Source organism: Actinocorallia longicatena, from assembly GCF_039534125.1.
GTDB classification, from domain to species: Bacteria; Actinomycetota; Actinomycetes; order Streptosporangiales; family Streptosporangiaceae; genus Actinocorallia; species Actinocorallia longicatena.
The window spans coordinates 1-23,298 of record NZ_BAAAUV010000049.1 but is presented as its reverse complement, the minus strand read 5'-3'; the positions used below and the strand labels follow the sequence as shown (position 1 = coordinate 23,298).

Annotated in this window: 17 protein-coding genes and 1 tRNA gene; 8 read left to right on the top strand and 10 right to left on the bottom strand. The window is 73.1% G+C overall.

Annotation, left to right across the window (positions count from 1 at the left end; genetic code table 11):
- Nucleotides 1–93 precede the first annotated feature (93 nt).
- The 3 genes from ABD785_RS39835 to ABD785_RS39825 all read right to left on the bottom strand — a co-directional run bounded on the left by ABD785_RS39835 (nucleotide 94) and on the right by ABD785_RS39825 (nucleotide 2,698).
- Nucleotides 94–1,755: a DUF4407 domain-containing protein gene (locus ABD785_RS39835; protein WP_344839699.1), complete on the bottom strand. Its 1,662-nt coding sequence runs from the start codon at nucleotides 1,753–1,755 to the stop codon at nucleotides 94–96.
- Nucleotides 1,756–1,807: 52 nt separating this feature from the next.
- Complete coding sequence (locus ABD785_RS39830; RefSeq protein WP_344839697.1) at nucleotides 1,808–2,011, bottom strand: hypothetical protein; 204 nt, start codon at nucleotides 2,009–2,011, stop codon at nucleotides 1,808–1,810.
- Between the two features lie 72 nt (nucleotides 2,012–2,083).
- Complete coding sequence (locus ABD785_RS39825; protein ID WP_344839693.1) at nucleotides 2,084–2,698, bottom strand: ComEA family DNA-binding protein; 615 nt, start codon at nucleotides 2,696–2,698, stop codon at nucleotides 2,084–2,086.
- Nucleotides 2,699–2,809: 111 nt separating this feature from the next.
- On the opposite strand from ABD785_RS39825, the gene dapD reads away from it, so the two are divergent.
- A complete protein-coding gene (gene dapD, locus ABD785_RS39820) occupies nucleotides 2,810–3,772 on the top strand; it encodes a 2,3,4,5-tetrahydropyridine-2,6-dicarboxylate N-succinyltransferase (RefSeq protein ID WP_344839690.1) in 963 nt (320 codons plus the stop codon).
- Nucleotides 3,773–3,794: 22 nt separating this feature from the next.
- Here the strand turns inward: dapD and ABD785_RS39815 are convergent, their stop codons facing one another.
- From ABD785_RS39815 to ABD785_RS39800, 4 genes are all read right to left on the bottom strand, one after another.
- On the bottom strand, nucleotides 3,795–5,114 hold the full coding sequence (locus ABD785_RS39815; RefSeq protein ID WP_344839688.1) for a dipeptidase: 1,320 nt from the start codon (nucleotides 5,112–5,114) through the stop codon (nucleotides 3,795–3,797).
- Between the two features lie 110 nt (nucleotides 5,115–5,224).
- Nucleotides 5,225–5,299 (bottom strand) — tRNA-Lys (locus ABD785_RS39810).
- Nucleotides 5,300–5,361: 62 nt separating this feature from the next.
- Nucleotides 5,362–5,988, bottom strand: a complete 627-nt coding sequence (locus tag ABD785_RS39805; protein WP_344839685.1) for an NAD(P)-dependent oxidoreductase — start codon at nucleotides 5,986–5,988, stop codon at nucleotides 5,362–5,364.
- Nucleotides 5,989–6,046: 58 nt separating this feature from the next.
- Complete coding sequence (locus ABD785_RS39800) at nucleotides 6,047–6,646, bottom strand: TetR/AcrR family transcriptional regulator (RefSeq protein ID WP_344839683.1); 600 nt, start codon at nucleotides 6,644–6,646, stop codon at nucleotides 6,047–6,049.
- Nucleotides 6,647–6,732: 86 nt separating this feature from the next.
- Between ABD785_RS39800 and ABD785_RS39795 the strand changes: the two genes are divergently transcribed.
- Nucleotides 6,733–8,568 carry a sensor histidine kinase gene (locus ABD785_RS39795; RefSeq protein WP_344839680.1) on the top strand — a complete coding sequence of 612 codons (1,836 nt, stop codon included), beginning with the start codon at nucleotides 6,733–6,735 and terminating at the stop codon, nucleotides 8,566–8,568.
- Nucleotides 8,569–8,598: 30 nt separating this feature from the next.
- Complete coding sequence (locus ABD785_RS39790) at nucleotides 8,599–9,525, top strand: TolB family protein (RefSeq protein ID WP_344839676.1); 927 nt, start codon at nucleotides 8,599–8,601, stop codon at nucleotides 9,523–9,525.
- 3 nt (nucleotides 9,526–9,528) lie between these two features.
- On the opposite strand, the gene ABD785_RS39785 is transcribed toward ABD785_RS39790, so the two are convergent.
- On the bottom strand, nucleotides 9,529–10,365 hold the full coding sequence (locus ABD785_RS39785; protein WP_344839672.1) for a helix-turn-helix transcriptional regulator: 837 nt from the start codon (nucleotides 10,363–10,365) through the stop codon (nucleotides 9,529–9,531).
- Between the two features lie 103 nt (nucleotides 10,366–10,468).
- On the opposite strand from ABD785_RS39785, the gene ABD785_RS39780 reads away from it, so the two are divergent.
- The 5 genes from ABD785_RS39780 to ABD785_RS39760 all read left to right on the top strand — a co-directional run bounded on the left by ABD785_RS39780 (nucleotide 10,469) and on the right by ABD785_RS39760 (nucleotide 20,494).
- Nucleotides 10,469–11,833: an MFS transporter gene (locus ABD785_RS39780; RefSeq protein WP_344839668.1), complete on the top strand. Its 1,365-nt coding sequence runs from the start codon at nucleotides 10,469–10,471 to the stop codon at nucleotides 11,831–11,833.
- A gap of 47 nt (nucleotides 11,834–11,880) precedes the next feature.
- Nucleotides 11,881–13,521 carry an ABC-F family ATP-binding cassette domain-containing protein gene (locus ABD785_RS39775; RefSeq protein ID WP_344839664.1) on the top strand — a complete coding sequence of 547 codons (1,641 nt, stop codon included), beginning with the start codon at nucleotides 11,881–11,883 and terminating at the stop codon, nucleotides 13,519–13,521.
- A gap of 136 nt (nucleotides 13,522–13,657) precedes the next feature.
- Nucleotides 13,658–15,625, top strand: coding sequence for a flotillin family protein (locus tag ABD785_RS39770; RefSeq protein ID WP_344839659.1), 1,968 nt, complete (start codon nucleotides 13,658–13,660; stop codon nucleotides 15,623–15,625).
- An 86-nt stretch (nucleotides 15,626–15,711) separates the two neighbouring features.
- Nucleotides 15,712–20,202, top strand: a complete 4,491-nt coding sequence (locus tag ABD785_RS39765) for a DNA repair ATPase (RefSeq protein ID WP_344839656.1) — start codon at nucleotides 15,712–15,714, stop codon at nucleotides 20,200–20,202.
- A gap of 28 nt (nucleotides 20,203–20,230) precedes the next feature.
- Nucleotides 20,231–20,494 carry a hypothetical protein gene (locus ABD785_RS39760; RefSeq protein ID WP_344839654.1) on the top strand — a complete coding sequence of 88 codons (264 nt, stop codon included), beginning with the start codon at nucleotides 20,231–20,233 and terminating at the stop codon, nucleotides 20,492–20,494.
- Nucleotides 20,495–20,505: 11 nt separating this feature from the next.
- On the opposite strand, the gene ABD785_RS39755 is transcribed toward ABD785_RS39760, so the two are convergent.
- Entirely contained in the window at nucleotides 20,506–22,206 is a 1,701-nt protein-coding gene (locus ABD785_RS39755; RefSeq protein ID WP_344839652.1) for a hypothetical protein, read from the bottom strand.
- Nucleotides 22,207–22,278: 72 nt separating this feature from the next.
- Nucleotides 22,279–23,298, bottom strand: a 1,020-nt coding sequence (locus ABD785_RS39750) for a WD40 repeat domain-containing protein (RefSeq protein ID WP_425547876.1), incomplete at its 5' end; no start/stop codon positions are given.

Below are 23,298 nucleotides of genomic sequence, written 5' to 3'. Positions count from 1 at the left end.
GGAGTCGACCTGGTTGGGTCGGCGACCGACGACAACCTCGCGAGGTGCGTGCCTGGACGCCGCGCAGTAGGGCAGTTGACTTTGAAACAGCCCCTAGTGCCGGTCGGCCCGCCGGGCGTTCTCGTCGAAGGCGGGGGCGTAGTAGGGGGTGACGCCGCCGATCGGGGGGCCCGCGAACGGGGCGGGGGCCGGGGGCTCGGGGGCCGGGGCGTGGGTGGAGGTCGTGGTCGTGAGGTAGGCGTCGAGGTTGTGCGGGATGTTGGCGATCTCGCGGGCCTCCCAGGCGGCCAGGACGGCCGCGGCGACCCGGACCTCGGCCTCGGTCGTGAGGGCGCTGATCTGGTGGGCGGCGGCCGAACGGGCCTCGGTCAGCGACCGGGTCTGGGTGAGCTGGGCGGTCTGGTCCAGGGCCGTGACCTGGTCAGAGTGCCTGCCGTGGGTGATGCGGGCCTCGGCGTCGGCGTCGGCGAGGGTCTCGTAGGTGGTGCGGGGGGCGTAGAGCTGGAGGACCTTGACGAAGATCGGGAGGCACTCGATCGTCGTGATCAGCAGGAACAGCAGGACGCGCCACATGCCGAGGGTGAAGTCGCCCGCCGAGGCCTGGTTGAGGGCCTTCAGGCGGATGAGGAGGCCCGTGTTGGCCTCGTTGGCGGACTCGAAGGCGCTCTGCTCGTCCGACTGGATCTTCCGGAGGGTCTTGAGCTGGGACTGGACGCCGGGGAGGGCCTCGTTGGCCTCGGCCAGGGTCTGCTCGCGGGTGGTCTTCGAGCCGTTGGAGAGCTCCCTGACGCGGGCGTCGATGCGGGTGTTGAGCCGGTCGACCTCGCGCTGGGCGTCCTCCTGCTCGGCGAGGCGCTGACGGTAGATCGGGCCCTGGCCCGACTTGCGGGTGCCCTGGGGGCAGGCGTTGCCGGTCTCCTCGCAGGCGACGAGGGCGCGGGCCTTGTCGCGGCGGGCCGTCCAGTCCTTGAGCTGGGCGCGGAGGGAGACGATCGTCGGATCGGCCTCGACGTCGGTGACCTCGCCGCCGGTGGAGATCGTCTTCAGGAGGGCGGCCTCCTGGGCCTGGAGGTCCTTGATCTTCTTGCCGGTCTCGCCGTTGGTGAGGGTGCCCTGGAACGACTCGGTCTGGGCGAGGCGGATCTTGTTGATCTCGGCCTCGACCTCGGGCTGGAAGATCTGCAGGACGAGCGGCGTCGAGATGATGAAGCCGAACAGCAGCGCCATGAGCAGCCGCGGCACCGCGACGAGCAGCGCCCGCTGGCCGCGCTGGATCGACACGACCAGCCAGCGGTCCAGGTTGAGGATGGCCAGGAACCAGATCGCCGCGATCGGCAGCGCCCCGTACCAGGGGGCCTTCACCGCCATCCGCAGGGCGAAGAACATCGAGACGGCCGCCAGCGCCGCCGTCGTGAGGACCGCTCCGCCGATGCCCTGGTACTTGGCCCGGTCGCCGGGGGCGCGCTCCAGCACGTCCGGCTGGGCGCCGGAGAGCCAGATCAGTGCCCGTCCGGGCCGGAAGCGCCGCACCGCGCCCGTCACCGCGGCTCCCCGCGGCCGGACGGGCTCGGGCCGAGGCTCGGGCGCGGCGGGCGGCTCCTGCCGGGGGCGCGAGCCGTTGACGGCGGGATGCTCGCCGGTGCCGTTCGCGCCGGGCCGGTCGGCGGGGGGCGCGGGTTCCGGCGCGGACGCCGGGCGCTGGTGCCGGGGGCCGGGCGGCGGGCCGTCGGGGGGAAGGGGTTCGTGGTCGGTCATCGCGGTGGTCGTCCCGATCGGTTCGGGGCCTGTGCGGAGGGCCTTGAGGTGGTCATCGGCGCCGCCAGGAGGCGGGGAGGCGGAGCGACGCCAGGCGGGGCAGGAGGACGGCCCGGACGCCCACGCGGGGAGGTGCGGGCGGGACCGGCGCGGTGCGGGAGGGGTCGGGGGCGGTGGGGGAGGTGCTCGGGCGGGGGAGACGCAGGGCGGCGACGCGCGGATAGGGGTAATCGGCGGGCACGGCCATCTGGGACATCCCCCATCAATTGCCACGGCAACAATCCGCAGCACCATAGCAAATCAGGCATTTCGCAGTGGTGGTGGAGCCTCAGGGCAGGAACAGGCCGTACTCGACGATCTCGGGGGTGAGATGCGGCGGAAGCTGCGCGACGGCCGACAGCTCCTCCGCCGAGGCGAACGCCGTGACGTGCTCGCGGACCGTCACGATGTGCTCGGCGAGCTCCGGAGTGATCCCGGTGATCGCCGTCAGCGTCGCGGCGGGCACGTGATTGATGTCGATGAGCCCGCCGTCGTCGTAGTGCCGCGGCAGATCGGGACGGCCGATGCGCAGGTCGCGGGCGAGGATCGTGTCGCGGCTCAGCTCGCGGGACTCCTGGCGGAGCCTGCGGCGCATGGTCGCGACCGCGATCGCGTGCTGGTTGCCGTTGAAGCGCGGCGCCGGGGGCGCGGTGAACGGTGCGCCGCCCGCGTGGACCTGGCCGTAGGCGTCGACGCTGAGGACGACCCGCTTCGGGGCGTCGGCGACGGCGAAGACGACCCAGACCGGCAGCCACAGGCCGCACATGAGGAAGGTGGCCAGCGCGTGCGCGACGTGGTTGGTGGTCCCGCCCCTGACCAGCACGGCCTGGTCGCGGTACCGGGTCTCGATCCGCCAGCCGAATCCCGCGTACTGGACGATCGCGGAGTTGAGGATCGCTTCCACTCGGTCGGGGGGCAGCGGCTGGGCCATGTATTTTCTGACGACCGGCGCGGGCCCGAGGTTCCCTGGAGCACGGTCCGGCACCGGGCGGCGCGTCCCGTAATCTTGCTCGACGTGACCTCTGAAACTGTTTCCGGCGCGGTCGGCGTCGGTCTTGCCACTGTCGCCGAAGACGGAACCGTGCTGGACACCTGGTTCCCCGCACCCGCGCTCACCGAGGCCGGCGGTGCCGCGGGGACCGTCGAGCTCGACGCCGCCGAGGCCGGTGAGCTGGCGGCGGCCGTCCGCGTCGACGCCCGCCGCGGCGTCAAGGTGATCGCGGTCCGTACGACCATCGCCTCCCTCGCCGACGCGCCGAAGGACGCCCACGACGCCTACCTCCGGCTGCACCTGCTCAGCTCCCGGCTGGTCCGGCCGCACGGGCTGAACCTCGACGGCCAGTTCGGGCTGCTCGCGAACGTCGCGTGGACGTCGATCGGCCCCACCCCGGTCGACCGGCTGGAGGCGGCCAGGCTCGCCGTCCGCGCCGAGGGCGGGCAGCTGGCCGTCTACGGGGTCGACAAGTTCCCGCGGATGACCGACTACGTGGCCCCGGCCGGGGTGCGGATCGCGCACGCCGACCGGGTCAGGCTGGGCGCCCACCTCGCGGCCGGGACGACCGTCATGCACGAGGGGTTCGTGAACTTCAACGCCGGGACGCTCGGGGCGTCCATGGTGGAGGGGCGGATCAGCGCGGGCGTCGTCGTCGGGGACGGCTCGGACGTCGGCGGCGGGGCGTCGATCATGGGCACCCTGTCCGGCGGCGGCAAGCAGATCATCTCGCTCGGCGAGCGCTGCCTGCTGGGCGCGAACGCGGGCGTCGGCATCTCGCTCGGCGACGACTCGGTCGTCGAGGCGGGCCTGTACGTGACGGCCGGGACCCGCGTCACGCTGCCGGACGGCAAGGTCGTCAAGGCGCTGGAGCTGTCCGGCGCGAACAACCTGCTGTTCCGCCGCAACAGCACCACCGGCACGGTCGAGGCCATCCAGCGCAGCGGCTCGTGGGGCGGGCTCAACGCCGCCCTCCACGCCAACTGAGCGGGCGCCGGGCCCCTCTTCCTCAGCCGTAGGACGTGAGGAAGAGGGCCTCGGCGAGGGCCAGGTTCTCGATCTCGGACGGGTCGACGCTCTCGTCGGGGGCATGGATCAGCGCGGCCGGCTCCTCGACCCCGATGAGGATGATCTCGGTCTTCGGGAAGAGCTCCTTGAGGGCGCCGCACAGCGGGATCGAGCCGCCGTCGCCCTGGGTGCTGACCTTCTTGCCGTAGGCCTCGGTGAGGGCGCCGGTCATCGCCGTGTAGGCGGGTCCGCTGGTCCGGGTGGAGAACGGGGCGCCGAGCCCCTCGATCTCGATGTCGACCCGGACCTTCCACGGCGCGACGGCCCGCAGATGGGCGATCAGGGCGTCGCAGGCCTGCTCGGGGTCGATGTCGGGCGGGACCCGGAGGTTCAGCCGGGCGCTGGCCGTCGGCTGGACGGCCGCGGCCGAGCCGACGACCGGCGGGCAGTCGATGCCGAGGACGGTCAGCGCCGGACGGGCCCAGAGCATGTCGGAGACGGTGCCGGTGCCGATGACCGAGACGCCGTCGAGGATCCCGGCGTCCTTGCGGAACTGCTCGACCGGGTACTGGACGCCGTCCCACCGCTGGTCGCCCTTGAGGCCGCGGACGGTCGTGTTCCCCGCGGCGTCGCGGAGCGTTCCCAGCATGTGGACGAGCGCGGCGAGGGCGTCGGGGGCGGCCCCGCCGACGGTCCCCGAGTGCATCGCGCTCTTCATGGTCGAGACGGTGACGACCAGGTTGGCCCGGCCGCGCAGGCTCGTGGTGAAGGTGGGGACGCCGACGGCGAAGTTCCCGGTGTCGCCGATGACGACCGCGTCGGCCGCCAGCATCTCCGGGTTCTCCCGCAGGAACGCCTCCAGCCCGCCGGTCCCCTGCTCCTCCGACCCCTCTACGACGATCTTCACCCCGATGGGGGGATCGTCCTGGAGCGCGGCGCGCAGGGCCGTCAGGTGCATGACCATGTTGCCCTTGCAGTCGGCGGCCCCCCGGCCGTACCAGCGGCCGTCGCGCTCGGTCAGCTCCCAGGGCGAGGAGGTCCAGCCCTCGCCGGGCGGCTGGACGTCGTAGTGCGAGTACAGCAGGACGGTCGGCGCCCCCGGCGGCCCCGGCCGGTGCCCGATCACGGCATAGGTGCCGTCCGGAGTCTCGTGGAGCTCCGAGGGCACCCCGGCGGCGCTGAACGCCTCGGCCGTCCACTCGGCGGCCTTACGGCACTCCGCCGCGGGGAACAGGCGCTCGTCGGCCACCGACCGCATGGCCACGAGTTCCTCCAGGTCCCGCCGGGCCAGCCCCATCAGCCCGGCAATCCGTTCACGCATAGATCCCCCCGAATCAACGCCTGCCCGGTGTGACTACCCAGCGTCACGCCCCCCGAAAACGCGACGGCGGGCCCCGCCGGTGATCCCGGCGAACAGCCCGCCCTCCGCTCTGGTGGGTCGCGTGGGACTCGAACCCACAACCTACGGATTAAAAGTCCGGAGCTCTGCCATTGAGCTAGCGACCCAGCGAGCATCATACCGATCTCGTGGGGGTGGGCGGCATCCGAATAAGGGCGTTGCGGGTGGGTCAGGTGGCGACGGTGATCGTCGTGCGGTGGGAGGAGGGGTCGGGGGCCAGGGCGAGGAGGCAGGCGGCGACGTCGGTGCGGGGGATCTTGCGGGCGCGGGGGAGGGGGGTGCCGGTGGAGGTGCGGTAGGCGCCCTGGGAGGGGGTGTCGGTGAGGCGGGGGGCGCGGAGGATCGTCCAGTCGAGGGGGGTGGTGCGGATCAGGTCCTCCATCGTGCGGACGTCGGCGAAGGTGTGGCGGAGGACGCGCTGGAGGAGGGGGCGGCCGACCGCTCGGAGGACGGGGCCGTCGGTGGGGTTGGGGTAGGCGCCGTCGGCGCTGACGGCCAGGAGGCGGGTGGTGCCCGCCTTGGTCATGGCGGTGGTGATGCTGCGGAGGCCGTCGGTCAGGATCGTGGTGGGTCTGGTGTTCGGGGGGCCGAGGGTGGAGAAGACCGCGTCGGCGCCGGTGACGGCCTCGGTGATCTCGGTGGGGTCCAGGACGTTCGCGCGGATCACGGTGAGGCCCGGCCGGGCGGCCTCGGTGAGGGTTCCGCGGACGACGGCGCGCACCTCGTGGCCGGAGTCCAGGGCCTGGCGGACGAGGAGGCCGCCGATCCGGCCGGACGCCCCGAAGACAGTGATCATGATGCTCTCCCTGGGTGAGTGTGTGCTCAATCCAGAATGAGTGTTTGTTCAACCGGCGTCAAGCGTCGGGAATGCGGACCAAGGATGCGACGAGCTGCGCGGTGAAGGTCTCGGCCGTCCTGCCGAAGGGGGACTCCTCGTGGAACAGGGCCTGGAAGGAGTACTCGTGGCAGGCGCCCATCAGGGCGGCCGCGGCGACCGCGGGGTCCATGGCCAGCGCGATCAGGCCGCGATCCTCCTGGAGGCGCAGATAGGCCGTGACGGCCTGGATCCCCAGGCCGGGGCCCACGCGGCGGGCCGCCAGCTCGGCGCGGAGCAGCGAGGCGGTCTCGGGATCGCCGAGCAGCAGGCCGGCCATCGCGTCGAGCTCGCGGTAGGCCGTGATGGCCGCCAGCGCGAACTCGCGCAGCCTGGCCAGGGGGTCGGGATCGTCCATGGAGGCGGTCAGCGCCTTGACCGCGTTCCGCATCTCGATCTTCGGCATGCGTTCGAGGAAGACCGACGTGATCAGCGCCGCCTTGCCGTCGAAGTGCGTGTACACGCTGCCCTCGGCCACCCCCGCGGCCTTGGCGATCTCCCTGATGGTCGTCGCGGCGAGGCCCTTCTCGGTCATCACCCGCAGGGCCGCCGAGAGCAGCCGTTCGCGCATCGTCTCCATGGGATGAACGATAGCTCCAGAGCAGAATGAACATTCGTTCATTCTGGTGCGGCGGTCTGTGTGGATATCGGCCTAAGATCACGCCGGTGGGGGAAGCGAAGGCAGCGCGGGTGGCCGAGGGGTTCGTCATCGGGGGGCTGATCGTTCTCGGCCTGTTCGGCGGGGCGGGGAATCTGATCATCTCCCGGCCGGGGATCGACAAGTTCGCCTGGCCGTATCTGCTGTGGGCCGGGTGCGTCGGGCTGCTGCCGCTGATCCTGATCTTCATCGTGCTGCCGCGGTTCGGCCGGCTGCGGCTCCGCCACCGGCGGGCGCTGTTCGCGCTGGTCCTCGTGGTCTGCTTCCTGCCGGTGCTCACCCCGATCCACCTCCAGGCGAACACGGGATACGCCCTCGCCGCCGTCTACGTCCTCTTCCAGGGGCGGACCCGGTGGACCTGGGCTGCGGCCCTGCTCGCCGCGACGCTGGTCATCGACTCCACGGCCTGGCCGGCCGGGGCGTTCGGCAAGGACCTGTGCGGGCACGTCGCCTACTGGATGATCAACAATGTCTCGATCGGCATCCAGGTGGCGGTCCTGGCCAGGTTCGCCCGGGTCACCCACCGGCTGGAGACCACCCGCAGGGACGTCGCCGAGATCAGCCTCGCCGAGGAGCGGCTGCGGGCGGGACGTGACGTCCACGACCTGCTCGGCTTCAGCCTGACGGTGATCATCGTCCGGCTGGAGGTCGTGCTGAGGGCGCTGCGCAAGGGGGACGCAGGGGAGGAGCTCGACCTGGCGGCCGGGCTGGTCGACCAGGCGCTCGCCGACCTCGGGACGGTCGCCCGGGGCACCCCGCCCACCTCTCTCCGCGCCGAGATCGAGGCGGCCCGCTCGGTGCTCGGCCGGTCGGGCGTCGAGGCGGAGATCACGGTCACCGGGAGTCCGGGCGAGATCGCGGACCGGGAGCTGGCCTACGTGCTGCGCGAGGCCGTCACGAACGTCCTGCGGCACAGCGCGGCCGACCGGTGCGAGATCGTCGCGGGCCCCGGCGGGCTGCGGGTGTCCAACAACGGGGCGGTTCCCTCGGCGTCGCCGCCGGGCTCGGGCCTGCGCGGCCTGCGCGGACGGCTCGCCGCCCACGGCGGGACCGTCGAGACCGGCCTGGACGACGGGGTCTTCACCCTGACCGCGAAGATCCCGCGCCCGGCGCGCGGGGGCGTCCCCGCGCGGTGGCGGGAGTTCGCGCCGCTGGCGGGCCTGGTCCTCGCGCTGGAGGGGCTCGCCTCCCTCGATCCGCACTTCTGGCGCGGCGCGCCCGCCCCGGTGATCGCGGCCTCGCTCGCCGCGACGGTCGTGGTCTACGCGATCCTCTTCCGCTTCGCCGCGGCGAGGCCGGTCGCCCGTCCGGTGCGGCTGCTGGCCGTCCAGGCCGTGTTCGCGGTCGTCCCGTGCCTGCTCGGCTGGGCGCCCTACGACCAGCTCGCCGCCCTCGCGGCCGGGGCGGTGTGGGTGCTGCCGCGCCGGGCGGCCGTGGCGGCGTTCACCGCGTGCTGGCTCGCGGGCACCTGGTACACGAGCGTGGTGATCCTCAAGACGGGCGTGTGGCCGGGCAGCGTCCAGGGGACGGGCCTGCTGTTCCTGACGCTCAACTCGACCCTGTACACCCAGATCGCCTACTGGATGACACTCGAGCTCAGCAGGCTCGCCCGCGAGCTCACCAGGGCCCGCGCCGGACTCGCCGCCGCCGCGGTCGCGCGGGAACGCGCCCGCTTCGCCCACCAGCTCGGTGACCGGCTCGGCTCCGGGCTGTCCGCCGTCGCCCGCTCCCTCGCCGTCGCCCGCGCCTCGCCCGATCCCGAACCCGACCTCCGCGCCGCGATCGCCCAGGCCCGCGACACCGCCCAGGAGGTCCGCTCGATCGCCCGCGCCGCCACGTCCTGACCCGCTCCGGGGCCGCGCGACAATCGGGGGATGGGGCGAAGGGTGCTGGTGCTCGCGCTGGCCGGGCTGGTGCTCGCCGCGGCGGCGGCCGGATTCGTGCTGCGGGCGCGCCCGCAGGCGGGACCGGCCGCGGAGGACGTCGGGCTCGGCGGGCTGCTGTTCCGCGACATGAAGGCGGGGAACCGGCTGGCCGTGCTCAGGGACGGGCGCCGCGTCGTCAGCGCCCGCCAGTGCATGCGCTTCTACGCCGCCGCGCGCACGGGCGTCTGCCTGCACGACGACGGCGGGCTGATCCCGTCCTACAGCGCGGAGATCCTGGACGCCCGGCTGCGGCCGGTCCGCACCCTGGCCGTCGCCGGGACGCCGTCGCGCGCCCGCGTCAGCCCGTCGGGGAACCTCGTCGCCTGGACCATGTTCGTCACCGGCGACTCCTACACCGGCGTCGACTTCACCACCCGCACCTCGGTCCTCGACCTGCGCGGCGGCGACCCCGTCGACCTGGAGACCTACGCCCTGCGCGGGGTGGCGCGCGACCGCGACCGCAACATCTGGGGCGTCACCTTCGCCGACGACGGCACCTTCTACGCCACGCTCGCCACCCGGGGCCGCACCCATCTCGTCCGGGGCGACGTCGCCGCCAGGACCCTGACGGCCCTCCGCGAGAACGTCGAATGCCCCTCGCTCTCCCCGGACGGCACCCGCCTGGCCTACAAGAAGCGCGTCCGCTCGATCGCCTCGGGCAGCCCCTGGGAGCCGCACGTCCTGGACCTCGCCACGATGACCGACCGTCCCCTGGCCGAGCGCCGCAGCGTCGACGACCAGATCGCCTGGCAGGACGACCGCACCCTGCTCTACGCCGTGGCCCGCGAGGGCGGCTCCGACCTCTGGACGGTCCCCGCCGACGGCACCGGAGCCCCCCGGACGGTGGTCAGGGACGCCCTCAGCCCGTCCCCGTGACGATCAGCACGCGATCTGCTTGAGCAGCTTGAGCGCCGCGTCCGAGGCCGAGCCCGGCTCGGGATGGAACAGCACCAGCCGCTGGACGGACTCGCCGTCGAGATGCGCGATCTCCTGGCCCAGCCGGACGTCGCCGACCAGCGGATGATGGAAGTCGCGCTCGATGTTCGGGCAGTCCCTGACGTCCCGCGCCGACCACAGCTTCGCGAACTCCGGGCTCTTCACGGACAGCTCGCCGATCAGGGACGCCAGCGCCGGGTCGTCGGGATTGCGTCCGGCGGCGAGCCGCAGGTAGGCGACGCATTCGGCGGTCTTGGCCTTCCAGTCGGCGTAGAAGTCGCGCGAATGCGGATCGAGGAAGATGATCCGGGCCATGTAAGGACGGTCGGCGGGCCGGTAGGGGCCGCCGGGGTCGAGATGCCCGGCGAAGAAGGCATGGCCGAGGGCGTTCCAGGCGAGGATGTCGGTCCGCCAGCCGAGGACCAGCGCGGGCACGTCGGTGAGGTTCTGGAGCAGCCGCATCGTCATCGGCCTGGCCTGCTCGGGCCGGGGGCGGCGCGGCCTGCGCTGCCGGGCCTTGGCCAGGTCGTGGAGGTGGGCGCGCTCGTCGTCGTCCAGACGGAGGGCGCCGGCCAGGGCGTCGAGGACCGCGTCGGAGGCGTTCAGCGACTGGCCCTGCTCCAGCCGGGTCAGGTAGGCGATGCTGACGCCCGCGAGCTGGGCCAGCTCCTCGCGGCGCAGCCCCGGCACCCTGCGGCGGCTGCCGTAACTGCGCAGCCCGGCGTCGAGCGGGGTGAGGCGGCCGCGCCGGGACTTCAGGAATTCCCCCAACTGCTCCATGGACTCCATTATCGCGAACGGGGTTGCCTTTATCCTGACCCTGGCAGTGGTACCCAGCGCAGGGATCTGGGTAGCGGAGGCCGCGCCGCCGAGGCTGTCGGGCATGACCTCCAAGCAACGCACGGTGCTGATGCTGCTCCTGGGCGTGCAGTTCATGCTCGCCATCGACTTCTCGATCCTCAACGTGGCGATGCCCGTCATCGGCGAGGGCCTCGGTTTCGGCCTGGACGACCTGCAGTGGATCGCGACGGCGTTCGCGCTGCCCGCCGCGGGCCTGACCCTGATGTTCGGCCGGGTCGCCGACCTCGTCGGCCGCCGCCGGATGCTCATGGCCGGGATGGTCCTGCTCGCGATCGGCTCACTCGTCGGCGGCCTCGCCGTCGACCCCGGGATGCTGCTCGCGGGCCGGGTGCTCCAGGGCCTGGCGACCGCGATCGCGACCCCGGCCGCCCTGTCGCTGCTGACCACCTCGTTCGAGGAGGGGCCGCTGCGCGACCGGGCGCTCGGGCTGAACGGGGCGCTGCTGTCGGGCGGGTTCACGGTCGGGGCGCTGTTCGGCGGCGTGCTCACCGACGCCCTGAACTGGCGCTGGGCGTTCCTGGTGAACCTGCCGATCGCGGTCGTGGTGATCGTGCTCGCGCCGATCCACCTGACCGAGAGCCGCAGTTCCGCCCACGCCCGGCTGGACGTCCCCGGAGCCCTGACGGTCAGCGGCGGCCTCCTCGCCCTCATCTACGGGATCACGGTGGAGCGCTGGATGATCCTCGTCGGGCTGGTGCTGCTCGTGGCGTTCGCGCTGATCGAACGCTCCGCCGCCGAGCCGCTGGCCTCGCCGAAGGTCCTGGCCAGGCCCACGGTCCGGTGGGGGAACGTCGCCGGGTTCCTGGTCTTCGCGCTGGAGTCGGCGCTGGTCTTCCTCATGACCCTCTACCTCCAGAAGGTCCTCGGCTTCTCGGCGATGGCGACCGGGCTGGCCTTCGGCGTCATCGGCGGCGGGGCGTTCCTCGGCGGGCTGCTCGCGCCGAGGATCATCGGGCGGATCGGCCTCACCGCGACACTCGCCGGCGGGCTGGCCGTCCAGGGGGCGTTCGCGCTGGCGCTCGTCACGGTCGGTGAAAACAGGACGGCCGGGCTGGCGCTGACGCTCGTCCTCGGCACGCTGGGGGCGTTCGGGCACGTCGCGGGGATCGTCGCGTTCTTCGGGACGGTCACCTCCGGCCTGCCCGACGGGGAGCAGGGCCTGGCCACCGGCCTCGCCACCATGACCCAGCAGGTCGCCCTGACCTCGGGCATCCCGATCCTCAGCGCGGTGGCCACGGCGGGCTCGACCGTCCTGTCGGGCGTCCGCACCGCGATCCTGGCCGACGGCCTCGCCACCCTCGCGGGAGCCGTCCTGGTCGCGGTGGTCCTGCGCACCCGGCGCGGCGCGGACGCGGCCGTGGCGGCCCCCGAACCCGCCCGTACCTGAACGGCCGGTGCGCGCTCCGCCGGGGCGCGCACCGGTACCGTTGAGGGGTGAGCGCGACGATCGTTTGTAAGGGCCTGGCCGCCGGTCACGGGGCCAAGGCCCTGTTCCAGGGGCTCGATCTCGTCGTCGCGCCCGGCGACCTGATCGGGCTCGTCGGGCCGAACGGAGCCGGCAAGTCGACGCTGCTCAGGACCCTCGCCGGGCTGCTGGCGCCCGAGGACGGGAGCGTCCAGGTGAACCCGGCCGAGGCGGCCGTGGGCTATCTGCCGCAGGAGCCCGAGCGGCGTCCGGGGGAGAGCGTCCGGGCCTTCCTCGCCCGGCGGACCGGGGTCGCGGCCGCCCAGAAGGCCTTCGACGAGGCCACGGAGCGGTTCTCCGCCGGTGAGCCGGGTGCCGACGACGAGTACGCGGTCGCGCTGGAACGCTGGCTGAACCTCGGCGGCGCCGATCTCGACGAACGGGCCGAGGAGGTCGCCGCCGATCTGGGCCTGGCGGTCTCGCTCGACCAGGAGATGACCTCGCTGTCCGGCGGGCAGGCCGCGCGGGCCGGGCTGGCGTCGCTGCTGCTCAGCCGCTACGACGTCTTCCTGCTGGACGAGCCCACCAACGACCTCGACCTCGACGGCCTGGAGCGGCTCGAGAGGTTCGTGAAGGGGCTGCGGGCGGCGACCGTCCTGGTCAGCCACGACCGCGAGTTCCTGGCCAGGACCGTCAACCGGATCGTCGAACTCGACCTGCACCAGCAGCAGATCAACGTCTACGGCGGCGGCTACGACGCGTTCCTGCGCGAGCGTGAGATCGCCCGCCAGCACGCCCGCGACGACTACGAGGAGTACGCCGACCGGCTCGGCGACCTCAAGGACCGCGCGAACATGCAGCGCAACTGGATGGAGACCGGCGTCCGCAACGCCCGTCGCAAGAGCAAGGACAACGACAAGATCGGCCGCAACAAGCGGCAGGAGACGACCGAGAAGCAGGCCGCGAAGGCCCGGCAGACCGAGAAGGCCATCGAACGGCTGGAGGAGGTCGCCGAGCCGCGCAAGGAGTGGGAACTCCGGATGGAGATCGCCGCCGCGCCGCGCGCGGGAGCGGTCACCGCGACGCTCCGGAACGCGGTCGTCCGCCGAGGCCCCTTCACCCTCGGGCCCGTCGACCTGGAAATCGGCTGGGCCGAAAAGGTGGCGATCACGGGCGTCAACGGGGCGGGAAAGTCGACGCTGCTGGCGGCGCTGCTCGGCCGCCTCCCCCTCGACGAGGGCAGCGCGTCGCTCGGCCCCGGAGTGGTGGTCGGCGAAGTCGACCAGGCACGACGCCTGTTCGAAGGGGACGAGCCGCTCGTCGACGCCTTCCAGCGGCACGTTCCCGAGCTGAACCCCGGCGACGTCCGGACCCTGCTGGCGAAGTTCGGCCTGAAGGCCGACCACGTGACCCGCTCGGCGGCCACCCTGTCGCCCGGCGAGCGCACCCGTGCCGGGCTCGCCCTGCTCCAGGCGCGCGGGGTGAACCTGCTGGTCCTGGACGAGCCGACCAACCATCTCGACCTGCCGGCGATCGAGCAGCTGGAGACCGCGCTCGCCGAGTACCCCGGCACCCTGCTGCTCGTCACGCACGACCGGCGGATGCTGGACGCCGTCCACACGACCCGGAATCTGCGGGTGGATAACGGACAGGTCGCGGAAATCGCCTGAGGAAATCGCCCGCGGAAATCACTGGACGCCGCGAATAAGCCTTACGTAAGTTCGGTGACGGTGTGCCGGGAAGCCTGGTCGGCGGTGGACTTCCGCACGCTTCCGTGAGGCGGCCATCCTTGCTGAAAGGCAAGCAATGAACGCCTTGATAACGGGAATCGTCCTGTCCTCCGGGCTCGTGGCCCTGGCGGTGCTGGTCCTGGCGGCCGTGCTGACCCGGTTGTACCGCAAGGTCCCGCAGGGCAAGGTCCTGATCATCTCCAAGACGCGCAGGGTGGACGTCTCCTTCACCGGCGCCGTCGTCCTCCCGGTCCTGCACCGGGCCGAGGTCATGGACATCTCGGTGAAGACCATCGAGATCGAGCGCTCGGGCAACCAGGGGCTGCTCTGCCGCGACAACATCCGCGCGGACATAAAGATCATGTTCTTCGTCAAAATCAACAAGACCCACGAGTCGTGCCTCCAGGTCGCGCAGGCGATCGGAACGGTGCGCGCCTCGCACGAGGACACCCTCCAGGAACTGTTCAACGCCAAGTTCTCCGAAGCGCTCAAGACCGTCGGAAAGCAGTTCGACTTCGTCGACCTCTACACCCACCGGCACGAGTTCCGGGACCAGATCGTCGCCATCATCGGCACCGACCTGAACGGCTACTACCTGGAGGACGCGGCGATCGACCATCTCGAGCAGACGCCGCTGTTCACCCTCGACACCAACAACATCCTCGACGCCCAGGGCATCCGGAAGATCACGGAGCTGACGGCCCTGGAGCACATCCGCACCAACTCCTACCAGCGGAACGAGGAGAAGGAGATCACCAAGCAGAACGTCGACGCCCGCGAGACCATCCTCGAGCTCGAACGCCGCCAGGCCGAGGCCGAGGTGAAGAAGCGCCGCGAGATCGAGACGGTCCGCGCCCGCGAGGAGGCCGAGATCGCCCGGGTGCAGGCCGAGGAGCGGCTGATCTCCCAGGCCGCCGCGCTCCGCACCGACGAGCAGCTCGGCGTCCAGCAGGAGAACAAGAACCGCGAGATCGCGGTCGCGGAGAAGAACCGGGAACGGGTCATCGCGGTCGAGAACGAGCGGATCGAGAAGGACCGGATGCTCGAGGTCATCGCGCGGGAGCGGGAGACCGAGCTCAGGCGGATCTCCAAGGACAAGGAGATCGAGGGCGAGCGCCGCGACGTCGCCGAGGTGATCAGGGAGCGGATCGCCGTCGAGCGGACCGTCGCCGAGCAGGAGGAGGCGATCAAGAAGGTCAGGGTCGTCGAGCAGGCCGAGCGCGACCGGGCCTCGCTGATCATCCACGCGGAGGCGGCGGCGCAGGAGCTGCTGGTCAAGGACATCAAGGCGGCCGAGGCCGCCGCGCAGGCCGCCCTGCACCGCAAGGAGGAGAGCCTCACCCTCGCCGAGGCCAGGGAGCGGAGCGCCGACCTCGACGCCGCCGCGAAGATCCGGCTGGCCGAGGGCGACCGGGCCGAGGCCGCCGCGGCAGGGCTGGCCGAGGTCGAGGTCAGGGCCGCCGCCGCGGACGCGGAGGAGAAGTACGGGCTGGTCGAGGCCAGGGTGACCGCGGAGAAGGGCCGCGGCGAGGCCGCCGGGATCCAGGCGATGCTGGAGGCCGAGGCCGAGGGGCTCACCAGGAAGGCCGAGGCGATGGCCGCGCTCGACGAGGCGGGCCGGGGCCACGAGGAGTTCCGGCTCCTGCTGGCGGCGGAGAAGGAGATCAGGACCGCCGGGCTCGACGTCCAGAAGGAGATCGCGATCGCCCAGGCGTCCGTGGTCGCGGCCGGGCTCGAGCACGCCGACATCGACATCGTCGGCGGCGACAGCGTGTTCTTCGACAAGCTGGTCGGCGCGGTCACGGCCGGCAAGGCGGTCGACGGGTTCGTCCGGCACTCCGACACCGCGAGGGCGCTCGGGGAGCCCTACCTCAACGGCACCCGGAACCTGCCGGGCGAGCTGATCGGCGCGCTCGGCTCGGTGTCCACGGAGGACCTGAAGAACCTCAGCCTGTCGGCGGTGCTCGCCCAGCGCGCCCGCACCGGCCTCGACCCGGTCGAGCATCTGGCCGTCGCGGACGGATCGGCGGCCGCCGACCAGTGAGCACGGCGACCACTGGCACGGCGACCACTGGCACGGCGACCGAGGGCACGGCGAACACGAGCACTTCGAGCGCGGGGGCCTTCGAAGTGCTCCGTGACCGCCTCGCCGCGGGGGCGGCCGAGCTCTCGCGGCGGGCGGCCGGCCTCAACACCGACCGGCTCGCGGTGTTCGGCGGCGGCGACCTGGCCCTCACCGCCTCCGCGCGCCTCACCACCGGCTCCTGCGTGCCGCGCGACCTGGCCGTCTTCCGGGGCGGCCTGCTGTTCGGGGCCAACGGGGCGGACGGCCGCTGCGTCCTGCTTCGCTGCTCCCGCGACCTGACGGTCGCCGAACCCCTGGCCGAGGACGCCGCCGACCGGGACCTGGCCGAGCTCTACCGGTACTACCGCGACACCCGCCTGCTCCAGCTCAGAAGGGTCGACGGCCGTTTGCTGGCCGTCTTCCAGACCGGTCTGGAGGCCCTTTATGACACGCGTGTGCTGCGATGGAACCCCGACGACTCCTACCGTGACAACCTCGGCGACCCCGACCACGTCTACCCGCCGCCCTACGACTTCGCGTGGACGGAGACCGGCCGCGAGGACCGGATCGGGGTCTCCGGCACCGAGGAGATCGTCGCGGTCGGCCCGGTCACGGTCGGCACCGCCGGACGCCTGACCGTCAGCCTCGGCGCGACCGTCCACACCGAGGAGGTGGCCGAGCCGCTCCAGAGCCTGGCCGACGCCGAGATCCTGCACGCCGCGATCGGCCCGCTCACCCTGCTGCGGATCAGGCCCTACAAGGAGGAGGCCTGGCGCCATCTCGTCTGCAACACCCTCACCGGCACCATCCGCAGGCTGGACGGGATCGGCTCGGCCTGCCTGACCCTGCCCTCCGGCCAGGGAGTGATCTTCCCGGGCGGGTACTGCCTGGCCACCGGAGGCATGCGGACCTTCGCGGTGCCCGCCGACGGCATGGAGTACGAGCGGACGATCCGCTCGGCCAACGGCGAGGACGTCCTGTACGTCTTCCACGAGCGGATCTCGGGCCGCTATCTGCTGATGCCCTACAACCTGATCGGCGAGGCGGCCGCGACCCCGCTGACCTGCGACGGCTATGCGCTGTTCGACGACGACGGGACCCTGGCCGTCCTGCGGGCGGACTCGGCGGAACCGGCGCGGGCGCACACCGTCCAGCTGTGGCGGACCCCTTTCCTGGCGGTCGAGCCGCCGCCGCGGGGCGACGGGCCGCTGGAGCGGATCGGCAACGCCGACCTCGTCCACGGGATCGCGGACCTGTTCTCGCTGGCCCGCCTCGCCGCCGAGGGAGTGGGCCTGGCCGCGGTGGCGGAGGCCTGCTCCCGGGCGGCCGACCGCTACCACTGGCTGGACGGGCTCGGGCTGCTGGAGACCGTCCGGGAGATCGGCGAGTGCGCCGAGCGGACCCTCGCCGAGGCCGCCAGGGTCGCCGTGCTGACCGAGCAGGCGGCCGGCCGCCTCGACGAGGCCGCCGCGCGGGGCGCGGCCCTGCTGCGCCGCGAGCCGCCGGGGGCCGCCCCCGCGTGGGGGGGGGCGCCGGGCCCCCCCCGCCTCGAACGGGGACGGCTGGCCGCCCTCGCCGAGGTCCGCTTCCTCGACACCGGGCGGCTCGACGCCCTCGGTGCCGTGCTGGAGGAGGAGTCGGAAGCGCTGGCCGGACGGGCCGTCGGCTTCTTCCGCCGCCCCGAGGCCTTCACCGGCTACCACGCCGAGCTCGTCCGGCTCACCGGGGAGGCCGCCGGGATCGGCACCGCGGCCGAGGCCGGGCCGCTGCGCGAGCGGCTCGCCGGGCAGACCGACGGGCTGGAGATCGTCGTGACGGCCGTCGGCGGGCTCGAGGCCGGGGACGCGACCGTCAGGACCGAGATCCTCACCCGGCTGGCCGAGATCATGGCGGCCGTCAACCGGGCCAGGGCCACCCTCGACGCCCGAGCCCGCGAGCTGACGGCCGCCGAGCACGCCGCCGCCTACACCGCGGAGTCCGCGCTGCTCGGCCAGGCGGTCGCCGGGGCGCTGGCCGTCGCCGACACCCCGGAGCGCTGCGACGAGCAGCTCGTCCGGCTGCTGCCCCGCCTGGACGACCTCGACGCCCGCTTCCCCGAACGAGCCGAGGAGCTGGCCGCCGAGCGCGACGGCGTCTACGAGGCCCTCACCGCCCGCAAGCAGGTCCTGCTGGAGGAGTGGGCCCGCCGCGCCGACCGGCTGGCCGCGGCCGCCGAGCGCGTCCTCGACGGGGTGGCCCGGCGCTGCTCGGCCCTGGAGACCCCCGAGGAGATCGACGCCTGCTTCGCCGCCGATCCGACCGTCCGGCGGGTCCGGGCGATCGCCGCGGAACTCCGCAGGCTGGGCGCCGAGGTCCGGGCCACCGAGCTGACCGGACGGCTCGACGCCGTCAGGACCGAGGCCCACCGCACCCTGCGCGACCGCCGCGATCTCGGCGACGGCCGCACGCTCCGGCTGGGCGCCCATTCCTTCGAGATCAACACCCAGCGTCCCGAACTGACCCTGATCCCGTCCGAGGGGGCGCTGACCTTCACGATCACCGGCACCGGCTACCGCTCGCCCGCCGAGGACCCGGGGCTGGCGGGGACCGAGCGGTTCTGGGACCAGCCGCTGGTCTCGGAGTCGCCCTCGGTCTACCGGGCCGAGTACCTGGCGGCCACGCTGCTGGCGTCGGGGACGGGCGTCGAGGACGCCCTCACCGACCGCTACGACGAGGGCTACGAGCGGGGCGTCCACGACCACGACGCCGCCCTCGTCCTCGGCGCGCTCCACCGGCTGTCGGCGGGCGCCGATCTCCTGCGCTACCCGGCGGAGGCCCGCGCCGACGCCCAGCGCCACTGGGCCGCCCTCCCCGCGGAGACCGCCGCCGGGCTGCGCGCCCGGGCCCTGTCGCTGGCCAGGGCCGGTGCCAGGTTCGGAGGGGTCCCGGCGGAGCTCGCCGAGCTGGCCGGACGGCTGGAACGCGAGATCGGCGGCCACCGGCTGTCCGGCGAGTACCTGGTGGCGGAGCTGTCACGCGAGGAGTTCGCGTTCGTGACGAGCGAGAGCGCGCTGCGCCTCACCGAGGCCTTCCGCCGGGCGGCCGGTGACGACGGCCGCGAAGGAGAGGCCGCCGCCTGGCTGACGGCCTACGTGCGCGGCACCGGCTCGGGAGAGGAGGACCTGGCCGAGGCGATCGCCGTGGAGACCTGCCCGGAACTGCCGCGGCGGGAGTCCTCGGCCGGGCTGACGGTCACAGTGGACGGCCTGCTGGGCGTCCACCCGAGGATCCGGGACGGACGGCTGGAGCTGCGCCTGGACGAGTTCCTGGCCCGGACGGGCGAGTTCGCCGCGGAGCGCGTCCCGGCCTACCGGGCCTACCAGCGGACCAGGGCGGAGCTCGTCGCGGCGGAACGGGACCGGCTGCGGCTGGAGCGGTTCCGGCCGCAGGTGATGGGCTCGTTCGTGCGGAACTCGCTGATCGACCGGGTCTACCTGCCGCTCGCGGGTGACGCGCTGGCCCGGCAGTTCGGGGCCGCGGGCGGGCTCCTGCTGCTGGTCTCGCCGCCGGGCTACGGGAAGTCGACGCTGATCGAGTACCTGGCCGCGCGGCTCGGGCTGGTGTTCGTCAAGGTCAACGCGACGGCCCTCGGCCGGGACGTGGTCTCCCTCGATCCCGCCCAGGCGCCCGACGCGGTCGCCCGCGAGGAGCTGGAGAAGATCAATTTCGCCTTCGAGCTCGGCAGCAACACGATGCTCTATCTCGACGACGTCCAGCACTGCTCGGCCGCCTTCCTCGAGAAGTTCGTCCCGCTCTGCGACGCCACCCGGCGGGTCGAGGGAACCTGGCGGGGCCGTCCGCGCACCTACGACCTGCGCGGGCGCCGGTTCGCCGTCTGCATGTCGGGCAACCCCTACACCGAGCACGGCGACCGCTTCGAACTGCCCGGCATGCTCGCCAGCCGCGCCGACGTGCACGATCTCGGAGCCCTGCTGTCCGGGCGGGAGGACCTGTTCGCCCTCAGCTACCTGGAGAACGTGCAGGCCGCCAACGAGGTCCTGGCACCGTACCCGCGCGAGGACCTGCCCGTGCTGGTCCGGCTGGCGCGCGGGGAGCCCGCGGACCCCGGCGGCCTGACCGGCGGGCCCGGTGCCGAGGCCCTCTCCCGGACGATCGAGGTGCTGCGGCATCTGCTGCACGTCCAGGAGGTGCTGCTGAAGGTCGACCAGGCCTATGTGAGCTCGGCCCTGCGCCCGGACGAGCCGCCGTTCCGGCTCCAGGGCTCCTACCGTGACATGAACCGCCTCGCTTCACGGATCGTCCCGGCGATGACCCGGCGGGAGGTCGACGCCCTTCTCGACGCCCACTACCGGGCCGAGGCGCAGACCCTCGGCCCGGACGCCGAACCGGGCCTGCTCCGCCTCGCCGAGCTCAGGGGCTCGCTCACGGAGGAGGAACGGGCCCGCTGGACGGCCCTCCGCGCCGCCCACCACGCCCCCGCCGACCCGCTGACGCTCATCGCCTCCCGCCTGGCCGCCCTGGAGGGCACCCTCTCCCGCCTCCTCCGCCATGACTAAGGTGACTTTCCGAGGAAAGGGATCACTTATGCCGAATTTCCGTACCGCTGGGATCGTTCTCGCCGCGACGGGGGCCGCCCATCTCATCGTGCCGAAACCGTTCGAGGTCATCACCAGGCCGCTGTTCCCGAACGACACCGCCACCTGGGTGAAGCGCAACGGCGTCACCGAGCTGGCCATCGGCGCCGCGGTGGCCGTACCGGAGACCCGCAGGCCCGGCCTGGCCGCCCTCGCCGTCTACGGCGGCTGGCTGCTCCAGCGCGCGGCCGCCTCCAGGAGGCCGCGCGACTGAGCGGCCGCGGATCAGCCGCCGGGGTTGCGGCGGCGCAGCTCCGAGGCCAGGTCCGACAGGCACTGGGCGAGCAGCCGGTCGGGGAGGTCCTTGGGCGGGCTCGCGCAGGTCAGGTCCTTCGACGGCGCGGCGGCCTGCGGAGCCCCCGGCAGGACGGTCTTCGGCTGGAGCGCGCCGGTGGACGCCAGGTCGATGTAGAAGACGGTCTGGCCGTTCTGGACCCCGTAGACCCGCCACTTGCCGCCGCCCAGGGGCATGAACTCCTGGAGGGCGCCGCCCGAGTTGAGGAAGTTCGGGTAGGGGCTCTGCGGCCCGGAGACGTAGGCGATGGCCTTGGCGTCCAGGTTCGGCAGGCTGACGACCGCCGGGTCGCCGTCGGCCAGGACGTGGATGTCGTAGGTGTTGAGCCGTCCCGAGGCGACCTCGTCGGCGCGGACCACGCCGTAGGCGATGAGCGACTCGGACTTGCTCGCGTGCGGGGTCAGCGGGGTCAGGTAGTAGAGGCGGCGGTCGGTGCCGCGCATGAGGTACTCGCCCCGGTTGTCCTTCTGCGTCTTGTACTCCGAACGCTGGTAGCCGTAGGCCTTCTCGTCCTTGTTGGCGCGTCCGGCCGTCCAGGAGTTCGCGTCCTTCTGGACCCGGACCAGGCTCGTCGGGTAGACCGGCCCCGGCAGCTCGCCCGGCCCGATCCTCGCCCGGTGCTCCATCACCGGACGGCCCGAGGGCGAGCCCCTGAGGATCAGGACGCCCGCGGGGACCTCGACCCGGCGGTTGGCGTATCCCTTGCCCGAGGTCACCCGGACGACGATGCGCGGCTCGTCGCCCTGGCAGTAGCCCCACACGTCGTCCTCGTCGAAGTGCAGGCCGGAGAAGCGGTCGGCGAGCAGGTTGTGCAGGCTGTTGCCGCCCGACCCGCCGAAGGCCCGGTCGAACCGGTGGCCGCCGGTGAACCGGCAGACCCGGACGGCGTTGGCCGAGCCGTCCCACTCGGCGACCCCGTAGGCGGACTGCGCACCGGTCCCGTCCAGGACGGCCGCCCAGCGGCCCTGGCCCGCGGTCTCGCCGTAGAGGTAGGACAGGCTGCCGTCCATGACGTCGACGTTCTGGACGGGTGAGGCGGCGTTCGTCATCGCCGTCCTGGCCGCGGCGAGCGAGGTCGTGCGCGGCTCCCAGGCCAGCGTCTTGAACGAGTCGTCGACCTTCACACAGGACCTCACGTCGTGGGCGCCGGCCCGGTCGCAGCCGTTCGTCCCCGGCTTCGCGCCCTCCAGCAGGCCGGTCAGGGACGAGGGCGGGTCCTCGACGCTCGGCACGTGGTAGACCGTCGCCGCGCTGTAGAAGCGGCCGTGGTCCTTGTCGTTGTTCCACACCGCGGTGATGAACGGCACCGCCAGCACGAACACGCCGAGCAGCGCGAAGGCGGCCACGAGCAGGCCACCGCCGCCGGAACCGCCGCCGCTGTCGACCTGGTCGAAGACGATCATCGCCGTGGCGAACAGGCCGATGGCGATCAGGAGCCACGCGTAGCCGGTCAACGGGTAGAGGGATCCGCTGGGGTAGAACTCGCGCTCGAAGAAGTCCGGCAGCGACTGGTTCACCGAGGAGCCCGGCGCCAGCATCCTGCACAGGCCCAGGAGCAGCAGCACCAGCAGGGGCGGCGTGAGCCAGGTGAAGGCGATCCGGCGCAGGGTGCGCCCCGTGTGAATGCGCATGACCGATCAGACGCGGGATGCGTCCGGCCGGATCCGGGTGTCATGCAGGCATTTCTTATGGAACGTCCCAATTCAGGGAACGTCCCAGAGCTTCACCGTCCGTCCGTCGGAGGTGGCCAGGGTGCGGCCGTCGGGGCTGAAGGACAGGGCGCGGATCGTCCCGTCGTGGCCCGGCAGGGGGCGGCCCACGCCGCGGTCGGCGGCGGCGTCGAAGAAACGGACGATCCCGTCGCCGGAGACGACCGCGACGGTGTCGGACGACGGACTGTAGGCCAGCAGCGGGGTGCGGGTGCGCAGCGTCCTGGCCGGGCCGAGCGGGCGCTTCGCCGCGACGCTCCAGAAGGTCAGCGCGGAGGAGCGGTGGCCGTTCCGCGCGGTGGCCACGGCGAGGGTCGTCCGGTCGGGGCCCGCCGCGAACGCCACGACGGGGTCGCCGCCGAGGGGGAAGCTGCCCGGCAGCATCCGGTGGGTGAGCGGGTTCCACTGGCGGGCCCGGTCGCCGGCGGAGGCGATCGTGAGGCCGTCGCTGGCGAACACGAGGGCGTCCAGGCGCAGGCTCCGGGTCTTCGGCAGCGGCATCCGGTGGGTCTCCGCGCGCCAGCCGTCGCGCAGCACGAGGAAGCCTCCCGAGCGCACGACCGCGAAGCGGCCCGCCCGGTCGGCGGCGGCCGTCCCCGGGGCGCCGTCCCGCGGATCGGGTCCCGGCATGAGGCCCTGCCCGCCGCGCGGCCTCGCGCCGGGCACGCCGCTGCGGCCGGTGGTCGCGGGGGTGCTGCCCAGCACGGCGGCGCCGGGGGCGGGCGCGGCGGAGGTGAGGTCCCGGAGCGCGGGGAGCCCGGCCTCCAGCGGACGGGGGCTCGGCCCCGGCTCGGGGGCGGCCCAGTGGCCGTCTGCCAGGTCCCACGGGCGGGTCCCGCCGCGGCGGGTGGTGAGGGCGAGCACACGGCCGTCGGGGGAGTAGGACAGGGCCGTGACGTCGCGGACGGGCAGCGTCGCCCGTGAGCGGTCGGCCGGCCCCGGGTCGACGAGCGAGGCGGCCCAGAGCGCCAGGGCCGCGCAGGCGGCGACGGCGACCAGCCCCGCCAGCCGGGG